The organism is Kitasatospora sp. NPDC049285 (assembly GCF_040678815.1).
Classification (GTDB): domain Bacteria; phylum Actinomycetota; class Actinomycetes; order Streptomycetales; family Streptomycetaceae; genus Kitasatospora.
In genome coordinates this window covers 238,018-249,603 of the sequence record NZ_JBFAQR010000003.1, presented here as the reverse complement: position 1 = coordinate 249,603, position 11,586 = coordinate 238,018, and the positions used below count along the sequence as shown (strand labels likewise).

The 11,586-nt window shown below is 70.1% G+C and carries 8 protein-coding genes; 1 reads left to right on the top strand and 7 read right to left on the bottom strand.

Annotation, left to right across the window (positions count from 1 at the left end; all coding sequences use genetic code 11):
- A partial coding sequence (locus AB0K51_RS04130; RefSeq protein ID WP_363450254.1) for an ABC transporter ATP-binding protein occupies nucleotides 1-582 on the top strand: 582 nt, incomplete at its 5' end.
- A gap of 61 nt (nucleotides 583-643) precedes the next feature.
- Here AB0K51_RS04130 and AB0K51_RS04125 read toward each other — a convergent pair.
- The 7 genes from AB0K51_RS04125 to AB0K51_RS04095 form a co-directional block, all read right to left on the bottom strand.
- A complete protein-coding gene (locus AB0K51_RS04125; RefSeq protein WP_363450252.1) occupies nucleotides 644-1,744 on the bottom strand; it encodes a dipeptide ABC transporter ATP-binding protein in 1,101 nt (366 codons plus the stop codon).
- Between the two features lie 17 nt (nucleotides 1,745-1,761).
- Nucleotides 1,762-2,835 (bottom strand): ABC transporter ATP-binding protein, encoded by a 1,074-nt coding sequence (locus AB0K51_RS04120; protein ID WP_363450250.1) that lies wholly within the window; start codon nucleotides 2,833-2,835, stop codon nucleotides 1,762-1,764.
- Nucleotides 2,836-2,899: 64 nt separating this feature from the next.
- On the bottom strand, nucleotides 2,900-3,877 hold the full coding sequence (locus AB0K51_RS04115) for an ABC transporter permease (RefSeq protein ID WP_363450248.1): 978 nt from the start codon (nucleotides 3,875-3,877) through the stop codon (nucleotides 2,900-2,902).
- 87 nt (nucleotides 3,878-3,964) lie between these two features.
- A complete protein-coding gene (locus AB0K51_RS04110) occupies nucleotides 3,965-5,728 on the bottom strand; it encodes an ABC transporter substrate-binding protein (protein ID WP_363450246.1) in 1,764 nt (587 codons plus the stop codon).
- Nucleotides 5,729-5,815: 87 nt separating this feature from the next.
- Nucleotides 5,816-6,859 (bottom strand): ABC transporter permease, encoded by a 1,044-nt coding sequence (locus AB0K51_RS04105; RefSeq protein WP_363450244.1) that lies wholly within the window; start codon nucleotides 6,857-6,859, stop codon nucleotides 5,816-5,818.
- Between the two features lie 480 nt (nucleotides 6,860-7,339).
- Nucleotides 7,340-9,052 carry an ABC transporter family substrate-binding protein gene (locus tag AB0K51_RS04100; RefSeq protein ID WP_363450242.1) on the bottom strand — a complete coding sequence of 571 codons (1,713 nt, stop codon included), beginning with the start codon at nucleotides 9,050-9,052 and terminating at the stop codon, nucleotides 7,340-7,342.
- Nucleotides 9,053-9,265: 213 nt separating this feature from the next.
- Nucleotides 9,266-11,422, bottom strand: a complete 2,157-nt coding sequence (locus AB0K51_RS04095; RefSeq protein WP_363450240.1) for a peptidoglycan binding domain-containing protein — start codon at nucleotides 11,420-11,422, stop codon at nucleotides 9,266-9,268.
- Between the last annotated feature and the right edge of the window lie 164 nt (nucleotides 11,423-11,586).

The following is an 11,586-nucleotide window of genomic DNA, read 5'->3' as shown; positions in this document are numbered from 1 at the left end:
GGCCTGAACCCCGAGTACATCAACCGGTACCCGCACCAGTTCTCCGGCGGCCAGCGCCAGCGCATCGGCATCGCCCGCGGCCTCGCGCTCAAGCCCGAGATCATCATCTGCGACGAGCCGGTCTCCGCGCTGGACGTCTCGGTGCAGGCCCAGGTGATCAACCTGCTGGAGCAGCTCCAGGGCGAGTTCAACCTGTCGTACATGTTCATCGCCCACGACCTGTCGATCGTGCGTCACATCTCCGACCGGGTCGGCGTGATGTACCTCGGGCGGATGGTGGAGATCGGCACCGACCTGGAGATCTACGACCACGCCACCCACCCGTACACCCAGGCGCTGCTGAGCGCGGTGCCGGTGCCGGACCCGGCGGCGCGGGAGTCGCGGGACCGGATCGTGCTCACCGGCGACGTGCCCTCCCCGGCCAACCCGCCCTCCGGGTGCCGGTTCCGGACCAGGTGCTGGAAGGCCCAGGAGAAGTGCGCGAGGGAGGACCCGGCGCTGACGGTGCGGGACTGGCTGGAAGGGCGGGCCCGGCACGACTCCGCCTGCCACTTCGCCGGCGAGCGGGAGATCGGCCAGTAGCAGCGCGGACACGGAAGGGCCCCCACCGAGCGGATCGGCGGGGGCCCTTCGTGACGTGCGGTCAGGCCTCGGTGCGGGGCTCCGGAACGGCCACCGCGATCGCGCCGTCCTCCGGGCTCTGCTTGATGTCCCCGGCCTCGGGGAAGTGACAGGCCGTCAGGTGCCCCGGCTTGTTGCCGGAGATCTGCACCAGCGGCGGCTCGTCGGTCGCGCACTTCTCCTGCGCCTTCCAGCAGCGGGTGCGGAACCGGCAGCCGGACGGCGGGTTGATCGGCGAGGGGACGTCGCCGACCAGGCGGATCCGCTCGCGGTTGTCGTCCGGGTCGGCCTCCGGCACCGCGGAGAGCAGCGCGTGGGTGTACGGGTGGCGGGGCGACTCGTACAGCGAGGCGCGGTCGGCGATCTCGACGATCTTGCCGAGGTACATCACCGCGACGCGCTGCGAGAAGTGCCGCACCACCGAGAGGTCGTGGGCGATGAACAGGAAGGCGATGCCCAGGTCGCGCTGCAGCTCCTGGAGCAGGTTGACCACCTGCGCCTGGATCGACACGTCGAGCGCGGAGACCGGCTCGTCGGCGACGATCAGCTTCGGGTTGAGCGAGAGCGCGCGGGCCACGCCGATGCGCTGGCGCTGGCCGCCGGAGAACTCGTGCGGGAAGCGGTTGTAGTGCTCCGGGTTGAGGCCGACCGTCTCCAGCAGCTCCTGCACCCGGCGCTGGATGCCGCCGGCCGGGTTGATGCCGTTGATCTCCATCGGCGCGCCGATGATCGAGCCGACGGTGTGCCGCGGGTTCAGCGAGGAGTACGGGTCCTGGAAGATCATCTGGATCTCGGACCGGATCGGCGCCAGCTGCTTGCGCTTGGCGTGCGTGATGTCCTGCCCGGCGTAGGTGATCTCGCCGCCGGTCGGCTCCAGCAGGCGGGTGACCAGCCGACCGAGGGTCGACTTGCCGCAGCCGGACTCGCCGACCAGGCCGACCGCCTCGCCGCGGAACACCTCCAGGTCCACGCCGTCGACCGCGTGCACCGCGCCGACCTTGCGCTTGAACAGGAAGCCGTCCGTGACCGGGAAGTGCTTCTCCAGGCCCGAGATCGACAGCAGCGGGTCGCCGGTGGCCGCGGCCGGGGCGGCGGACTTGTCGAGGGTGAGTTCGTTGCTCATGGTGTCGCCGGTCCCTCTCAGCCGAGCCGCGGCTTGATCTGGTCGATGAAGATGTCCTGCCGCTGCGCCGCCTTCAGGTGGCAGGCCGCGGCGTGCCCGGTCTCCGGGCTGAGCGCCGGGCGCTCGCTGGTGCAGCCGCCGCCGATCACCTGCTCGCGGAAGTCGCAGCGCGGGTTGAACGGGCAGCCGGTCGGCAGGTTGATCAGGCTCGGCGGAGTGCCGCGCACCGGGGTCAGCGGCACGTTCACGTCACCGGTCAGGCTCGGCATCGAGGACAGCAGGCCCCAGGTGTACGGGTGCTGAGGGGTCTTCAGCACCTCGCGGACGGTGCCGCGCTCGATCGCCCGGCCCGCGTACATCACCATGATGTTCTGCGCCGTCCGCGCCACCACGCCGAGGTCGTGGGTGATCAGGATGATCGCGGTGCCCATCTCCTGCTGAAGGTCCTTCAGCAGGTCCAGGATCTGCGCCTGGACGGTGACGTCGAGGGCGGTGGTCGGCTCGTCGGCGATCACCAGCTTCGGGTCGCAGACCAGCGACATGGCGATCATCGCGCGCTGGCGCATACCGCCGGAGAACTGGTGCGGGTAGTCGTCGACCCGGGTGGTGGGCTGCGGGATGCCGACCTTGGTCAGCATCTCGATCGCCCGGTCCCGGGCCTCCTTCTTGGAGGCGCCGGTGTGCTTGCGGTAGGTCTCGCCGATCTGCTTGCCGATGGTGTGGAACGGCGAGAGCGCGGTCAGCGGGTCCTGGAAGATCATCGACATGGTCTTGCCGCGGAGCTGCTCCAGCTCGCGGTTGGACGCGCCGACCAGCTCCCGGCCGTCCAGCTTGATCGAGCCGCTGATCTCGGTCCGCTCCGGGTTGTGCAGGCCCAGCACGGCCAGGTTGGTGACCGACTTTCCGGACCCGGACTCGCCGACGATGCCGAGCGTGGTGCCCGGGGCCACGTCGAAGGAGAGGTTGTCCACGGCCCGGACCACGCCGTCCTCGGTGCTGAAGCGGACCGAGAGGTCGCGGACTGAGAGGAAGGGCGCGCTGCCGCCGCTGCCGGCGGGCGACGCCTCCTCGGGCTTGGCCTGGGTGGTCATGGACTGGGCTCCTCGGTGCGGTACGTGAGGTCGGGACTGCTGGATCGGCCTGGGGTGCGGCCGGTCAGGCCAGGCGGATGCGCGGGTCGATCAGGGCGTAGGCGGCGTCGACGACGATGTTGAAGGCGACGATCAGGGTGGCGGCCACCATGGTGACGCCGACCAGCAGCGACAGGTCGGAGTCGCGGAAGGAGTGGATCGCCAGCTCGCCGAGGCCGTGCAGGCTGAAGGTGGTCTCGGTGATGATGGCGCCGCCGAGCAGCACGCCCAGGTCGATGCCGAAGACGGTGACGATGGTGCCCATCGCGCCGCGCCAGGCGTAGCGCAGGAAGACCGAGCTGCCCGACATGCCCTTGGCGCGAGCGGTCCGCACGTAGTCCTCGGAGAGCTGCTCGACCATCGAGGAGCGCGTCATGCGGGTGTAGTTGGCGGTCCAGATCAGCGAGAGCACGATCCAGGGGACCAGCATGCCGGTGATCGAACCGATCGGGTCCTCGGTGAACGGCACGTAGGCGGGCTGCTTCATCAGGTCGGTGCTGTAGACCAGCGCCCACAGGGCGAGCGGGCCGGCCACGTAGATCTGCATCGAGGAGGCGAGCAGCGAGGCGGAGCTGGCGATCTTGTCGACGGCCTTGCCCTGCTTGTGGGCGGCCAGCATGCCGGTGCCGATGCCGAAGATCAGGAAGATGATCGCCGAACCGATGGTCAGCGACAGGGTGGTCGGGAACCGGTCCAGCAGGATGCCGCCGACCATCTCCTGCTTGGCGAAGGAGTAGCCGAAGCAGGGGGCGGCGCAGTTCTTGCCGTCGATGATCTGGCCGGTGAAGATGCCGGAGAGCCAGTGCCAGTACTGCACCGGTGTGCTCTGGTCGAAGCCCATGGCGTGCTTGATCAGGGCGAGGTTCTCGGGGCTGCAGGTCTTGCCGCAGTAGAGCCGCGCCGGGTCCGCCGGGATCGCGAAGAACAGCGCGTAGGTGACCATCGAGACGATCACCAGAATGACGAGCGCGCCGAGAGATCGGCGGACGAGGAATCGGAGCATCGGACGGGCTCTCCTGATCGGGGTGCGGGGCGCCGGCAGATCGTGCCGGCGCCCCCACCGTGAGCTAGCGCTCGGTGATGACTACTACTACTTGACGTAGATGTTCAGCGGGAACTGCAGGCCGAACAGGCTGTCGAACTTGACGCCGCCGAGGCCCGAGCCGTACAGGCTGATCGAGCGCTGGTACACGTCCGGGATGGAGGCGGCCTTCTGCTGCAGCTGCTTGTCGATCGCGGCCCACGCCTTGCCCTGGGCGATCGGGTCGGCGATCTTCGCTGCGGCGTCGATCGCGGTGTTGATCTCCGGGTCGTTGAAGTGGGCGTAGTTGGACGCGCCGTCGGCGATGGTGCGACCGTCCCAGACCGGCTGGATCGAGGTGTAACCGGTCGGCCAGTCGGCGCCCCAGCCGCCCCAGTACAGGTCGTACTCGTTGTTCACGAGGCCGGTCTGGTCGTAGTAGGTCTTCGAGTCGAGCGGCTTCGGCACGAACTTGAAGCCGGCCTTCTCGAGGGCGTCGCGGATCGCCTCGGTGACCTTCTGCTGGACCGGGGTGTTGTTGTAGGCGTAGACGATGGTCTGGCCCACGGCGTTGGCCTCGGTCAGCAGCTTCTTGGCGGCCTCCGGGTCACCCTCGGGCTTCTTGAGGACGTCGTAGAGGTCGTTGGCCTCGTAGCCCAGGACGGTCGGGCTCATGTACGAGGTCGCGTAGTCGCCGTAGCTGGTGCCGCCCTGGAGCTGGCGGGTCTGCTGGTGCGGGAACGCGCGGATCAGCGCCTCGCGGACCTTCTGGTCCTTGATGCGGGTGTTGTTGATGTAGTAGTAGTCCACGTACGGGGTCAGACCCTGGAGCGTACGGGGCTTCAGCTTCTCGTCGGCCTTCACCTGGTCGATGTAGGTGGTGTGGACCTGGTTGTGGAACGAGAAGGCGGTCTTGTCCGGGCCGTTGTCCGCCATGAAGCGCTCGGTGGACTGCTGGGCCTGGACGCCGAACTCCATGTGCCACTTGTCCGGGTAGGCGTTCCGGATCGGGTCGGTGGCCGGGTCCCAGTTCGGGTTGCGCTCCAGGTCGAGCGACTTGTCGGTGACATGCTCGACGATCTGGTACGGGCCGGAGGAGAACGGCTTCTTGTCGTACTCCTCCTTGGTGTCGTGGGCCTTCGGCACGATGCCGTAACCGGTCATCGCCAGGGTGAAGTTCGCGTCCGGGTGCACGTCGGCGAAGGTGATGACCACGGTCTTGTCGTCCGGGGTCGCGATCGCGCCGAGCTCCTGGCCGCCCATCGGGCCCGGGTACGCGTCGCGGTACTTGTCACCCGAGATCCAGGACTGGATGTAGGTCGGGCCGGACTTGATGAAGGAGGCGTAGGTGCGCTCGATCGAGTACTTGACGTCGCCCGAGGTGATCGGGGTGCCGTCCTGCCACTTCACGCCGTCCTTCAGCGTGAACTTCCAGGTCTTGCCGCCGTCGGTGGTGGTGCCGGTGTCGGTGGCGAGGTCGCCGACCAGCTTCTGGCTGCTGCCGTCCGCCGAGTACTTGTAACCCGTCAGCTGACGGGTGAACAGCAGCGAGACCTCGCTGTTGTAGTTCATGTAGACCTGCGCCGGGTCCAGGTGCGAGAAGTCGTCGCGGTCGATCATGTTGACCGTGCCGCCCTTCTTCGCGCCGGGCTCGGCGACGGCCGGGCCCTTCGAGTCGGCGGCGGTGCCGACCGAGATCGCGGTGGCGGCGACCGGCGACTTCGAGGCCGAGGCCGAGTCGCTGTTGCTGTGGCCGCTGGAGCACGCCGTGGTGACGGTCAGGGCCCCGGCCACCAAGATGGCGGCGGCGAGCCGCATGTTGCGAGAGCTCATTCTCATCCTGCCTGGGGTAGGTGTTGACAACTTGAGTGGGTGTGCCCGGGGCCTGGCTTGCCCATCCCCCCGGAGTCTTTGGGGCTGCTAGCGGTTGGTCTTGGGGTCGAAGGCGTCCCGGACGGAGTCACCGAGCAGGTTGAAGGCCAGGACGAAGATCACCATCGCGAGGCCGGGGAAGAGCAGGAACGTGACGTCGGTGCGGAGGTAGTTGGCCGCGTCGGCGATCATCCGGCCCCAGTCGGGGGTGGGCTCGTTGACGCCGACACCGAGGTAGGAGAGGCCGGCCTCGGCGGTGACGAAGGCGGGCAGCGCCAGCGTCGACTGCACCAGGATCGGGGTCCACAGGTTCGGCAGGATCTCCTTGAAGATGATCCGCGCGGGGGAGGCACCGGTGACCTTGGCCGCCTCGATGAACTCCCGCTCGCGCAGCGACAGCGAGACACCGCGCAGGATGCGGGCCAGGCCCATCCAGCCGAGCAGCGAGAGCACGATGGTGACCGCGACGAACGGCAGCCAGCCCGGCTCCTTCTCGTCCGGGGCGACCAGCAGGCTGGTGACCACCGGCATGGTGGCGATCAGGAAGATCTGCGAGGGGAACGACATCAGCACGTCGATGACGCGACCGATGAAGTAGTCGGTCTTGCCGCCCAGGTAGCCGGCCGCGATGCCGAGCGCGACACCGATCACGGTGGTCAGCAGCGAGGTGGCGAGGGCGATGACCAGCGAGGTACGGATGCCGTAGATCAGCTGCATCAGCACGTCGCGGCCCAGGCCCGGCTCCAGGCCGAACCAGAAGTCACCGCTCATGCCGCCGTTGGCGCCCACCGGCAGACCGGAGTCGGTCAGCAGGGAGGGGTCGTTCTGCCCGTAGTGCGTCTGCGGGTCCTTGCCGTACACAAGCGAGATCAGCGGTGCCAGCACCGCCACGGCGATGAAGAAGAGCACCACGCACGCACTCACCACGCCGGTGCGGTCGCGCAGGAAGCGCCGCCACATCAGCTTGCCGGGCGAGAGGCCGCGGAAGCCGGGATCGGCGGGCGCGTCGGCCGAGGCGTTGTCCGCGAGGTCCGTCGTGGACCCGGGACGGAGGGTGTCCCCGTCCGTCGTGGCCCCAGAAGGCGTCGTCATGGTGCAAAAGCTCCCGACCGTGGTCCGTGCAGAAGCAAGGAGTAAGAACTTGGATGAATGGACTCTTGCAAGTCGTTTATCGAACGTCAAGAGTTCCTCAGTTGCTGGTGGGGCATTTCCTGCTTCGTGCTGGAATGTCAACCACTTCGTAGTTCTGAAACTCTTGACACGCAGTCAGCAAGACGGTCATAACCGGACAAATGCGGTCGAGGCCTGTTCACCTGTCCGTAACGATGGACCATCAGCTCCGCTATCAGGACGGCGAGTTCGGGCAGGCGGTCAGGCGACGCGCGTAGATCCGATGTCCGTTTTGCCGCTGTTCGGCGGAATTATTGTCGGCAAATGAGTGTCCGATAATCGGACACCGGTGTTTTCGGGCGTGCCGAAGCGAATTCACTGTATGGTCGCCTTAATTCTGGCGACAGGCCGCGCGGTCGCACCCCTGGCAATTTCCCGCCAATGGCGAGTCCTCGCCGCGCGCTACTTCAGCAGGCCGATGTTCTCGTACACGAAGTCGGCGAGCCCGGGGGCGCCGAGGTTGGCGAGGTTCTTGCGCACCCCGTAGATCGCCGGCCGCTGGTAGAGCGGGACCAGTCCGGCCACCTGCCACGCCTCGGCGTCGGCGCGGTTGAGCGCCTCCGTCTCGCCGTCCACGGTGTCCGCCTTGGCCGCCTCGGCCATCGCCTTGTCGAGCGCCTTGCTGCCGACCTGGGACCAGTTGGAGCCGGAGTCCTGCTGGAAGGTGCTGATCGAGTTGGAGACGGGGAAGGGGGTGCCCAGCAGGGCGAAGGCGGTCAGGTCGAAGTCGTGCTTGTACACGTAGCCGTCGAAGAACTCGCCGGCCGGCACGGTCTGCACCGTGACCTTCACCCCGATCTCGCCCAGCATCCGGGTGACCAGCGCGCTCTCGTTGGCGGCCAGGTTGTTCGAGGCCGGCGCCAGGAAGCGCAGCGCCAGTTCCTTGCCGTCCTTGGTGCGGACGCCCGAGGGGCCGGCCTTCCAGCCCAGCGAGTCCAGGGTCGCCTTCGCGGCGTCCGGGTCGAAGCGGCTCAGGCCGCCCGAGTTGTCCTGGTAGCCGTGCTGCGAGGGCACCAGGAAGTGGTTGTTCATCGGGACGTAGGGCCAGTCCAGGCCGTTCAGGTCGGTCCGGGTGATCTCCGAGCGGTCGATCGCCTGGATCAGCGCCTGACGCAGCTTCGGATCGCCGAGCAGCGCGCTGCGGCCGTTCAGCACCAGGTGCCGCAGGTTCGGCCCGCCGGCCTTGCGCACCTCGGCGCCGGCGGTGGCCTGGATGGTGCGGTAACCCTCGGCGTTGGGGCCGTTGTTGTAGAAGTCGATGTCGCCCTTGGCGAAGGCCTGCGGCATCGCGCCGGTGTCGACCACCTTGAAGACGATCTTGTCCAGCAGCGGCTTGTCACCCCACCAGCCGGGATCGGCGACCACCGTGACGGTGTGTGCCTCGCCGTCCAGCTTGGCCACCTTGAACGGGCCCGCGGTGACCGGGATGCGGCCCTTGAAGGCGGTGTTGAACAGGTCCGGGGTGGAGATGTACTTCGCGGGCAGCAGCGGGGCGTTGCCGGCATTGTTGAACATCGCCTGCCACTCCGAGTACGGCTCCTTGAAGGTCATCACGGCCTGGAAGTCGTCCTGGCCGCGGACCACGCTCTCCACCTGGTCGAAGCCGTTGCTGGTGGCGGTCTTGAAGGCCGGGTCCTGGCCGTTCAGCGCCTGCCAGTTGGCCTGGATGTCGCGCCAGGTGATCGGCTCGCCGTCGGACCAGTGCGCCTTCGGGTTGAGCGTCCAGACGACGGTCTGCTTCCCCTGCCGGGTCTCGGCCCGGGCGTCCGCCAGGTAGGCCGGGTTGGGGGTCTGCACGCCGCCCGCGTCGGAGCGCCACAGGGTCGGCAGCAGGGCCTTGACCACGTCGTTGGTGGAGGCCTCGGAGCCGTCCGCGTGCACCGGGTTCCACTGGCTGGAGAACTGGTCGATCGCCCAGTTCAGGGTGCCGCCCTGGCGCAGTGCGGTGCGCGGTTTGGCGTTCAGCGCCTGCTGGGTCATCCGCGGCACGTCACCGGCCGCCGCCGCCCCGGCTCCGCCGCCCGCCGGGCCGCCGGTGGAGGCGCACGAACACAGCGCGAAGGACAGCGCCGCCACCGTGGCGGTCAGGGCGGACGGAATGCGGGGTCTCGGCACGCGGCACATCTTGCGTACCGGTGAACAGACTTGTCGACCGGCTCCGGATCAAGGATTGGTAACGCGACGTGTCCGGTCGGTCGCCCGGGGCGTTTTGCCCGGTTGTGCGACGCCACTGGCGAGGATCCGCCAAGAACGGCCGCGGGCCGGGGCGCCGGGTCGGACGCCCCGGCCCGTCGGCCGGATTGACGAGGGGTCAGGTGGTGGGGCGGGTCAGGCCGGGAACTTGTACGTCCGGTCCTTGCCGCTCTTGCCGATCACCTGGCCGATGCCGTCCGCCACGTCCTGCGCGGTGATCGGCGACTGCTGCCCGTTCTTGGTGAACTTCAGCTTGTCGAAGGTGGTGCCGATCGCCGCGTCCAGCTTGGCGAGGTCCCACTTCAGCACGACCTGGCCGGAGGCGTCCGGGGCCAGCACCAGCGCCTTCGCGGCGGTGCCCTTGCCGAACAGGAACTGCTTGGTGCCGGACACCACGGTGATGTTGCCGTTCAGCACCTGCTTGCCGAGCGAGTCCGCGGCGGCCTGCAGCACGTCCTGGCCGACCTTCGGCTGCGCGGCGGTGAGGTTGAGCGCCAGCTCCGCGTCCGGCTTGCCGGCCGCCCGGTCCCGGTACGCCTGCTCGACCTGGTCGGCGGCGGCCGCCGAGTCCAGCGCCTGGCCGGCCTTGCCGGGGACGACCTCGGTGGTGCCCGCGTCGGTGAACCGGACGAAGCCCTCCTGCAGGCCCTGCCCGGACTTGCCCGCCAGGTCGTCGAGCGCCGCGCGCAGCTTCGACTTGTCGACCCGCACCTGCGGGGCGACCGCCTTGCCGGTGCCGGTCAGCGCGCCGACCACCTCGACCGGGTTGTAGCTGTGCTTGGTCAGCGAGTCGACCGTGGCGGTGGTGTCGAAGGACAGGCCCGCGCTGGCCGGGTCGAGGGCGACCGACTGGTCGCCGATCTTCAGCTTCAGCGGCTGCTGCCCGGCCTTGCCGACCGTGCCGTCCAGCGCGGTCACCGCCTGGTCGCGGCTGTCCCCGCCGATGGCGGTGCCCAGCACCGTGGTGCCCTTGGGGATGTCCGACTGATTCATCATCAGGCCGGCGCCGTACGCCGCGGCGCCCGCGAACACCAGGGCGCCGAACGCGGTCACCGCCAGCTTGCGGGCCCGGCCGCGCTTCTTCGGCTCGTCCGCGTCGTCGTCGTCCGACTCCGGCGGCGGCACCGGGGCGTCCGGGCGCTTGGGGGTGGCGGCGCGGGAGCCGCCGGGGAACGGCTGGGCCTCGGGGACGTCGGCGAACCGGCCGCCGCCGGGCGCCGCCGGGCGGGGGCGCTCCTGGGCGAAGGGGTCGGCGGCGGGGGCCGCGCCGCCCGGGCCCGAGGCGTTCAGGAAGAGCTGGGTGGTCGGCGGGTCCGGTATGCCGCCGTTCGGCTCGCGCTCCTCGCCGGTGATCGGGTCGAAGCCGCCGATCTGGGTGTCCTCCGGCTCCTGGCCGCCGGGGAACGGGGCCTTCGGCGCGGCGCCGCCGCGCCCCGCCGGGGCGGTGGAGAACGGGTCGACCGGTCCGCGCGCGGCGGGGTCCGGACGGCCGCCCTGACGGGTCGCGTCCGGACGGCCGCCCTGACGGGTCGGCAGCCCGCGGCCGTCGGTGCGGCCGGAGTCGGCCGGGCCGCCGAACGGGTCCGCCTGGGCGAACGGGTCCGGCTGCGGCGCGCCCTGCGGGCCGGCCGCGAACGGGTCGGCGGAGGCGGCGGCGCGGAACGGGTCGTCCGGCTGCGCGGGCAGCGGAGTCTGGCCGGTCCGCGAGGCGGCCGGTTCGGCCGGCGGCGCGAACGGCGAGGCGGGGGCGCCGGAGGGCCGCGGCGCGGCCTCCCGGGCAGCGGCGGCGGGCCCGGGCGGGGCGGGCGCCGCAGCGGCCGGAGCGGGCTCCTGACGGCCCTTCTGGCGCGGCTTGAACCACTCGCCGGTGGAGTCCGACTCGGCGGGCTTCCCGCCGGGCGCCGGCTCCTGCCACTCCGGCGGCAGGTTCGGCGGCGTGGCGGTGCGGGCGCCGGAGTCCATCACGCCGAGCACCGGGTCGCCGGCCCCGCCGCGGTGGCGCGGACCGGCCGGCTCGGCCGGCTTGTCGTCCTTCACCTGGCTGCGCACCACGACCGGCGGGATCGGCCGCGAGCCGGGGATGTTGATCCGCACCCGGGTGGTCAGCGTGGTCTCGGTCTTCGGCACCTCGGACTCCCCGGCCCGCGGGCCGGGGGCGGTCCGTCCGGCCGCCGGGTCCGCACCCAGACCGCCGGGCAGGCCGGTGCCGTACGGCGGGGTGCCGGACGGGTAGGCGTCGGGCCCGCTGCGACGGGGCTGCGGGTTGGCGCTGTCAGATTCGCGGCTGCTCAATGCTGCTCTGCTCCGGGTTCGCGGCCGGGCCGGCGGGGCCGTCCGCTGCGTATGGGGCGGGTCACCGCCGAACGACGGCGAGGCGGCGTTGCGACGGGCCGACCGGCCCCGGGGACATCAGCTTGTTCACATGTCGGCTGCGGCGATCGCCCCCGCCACGCGAG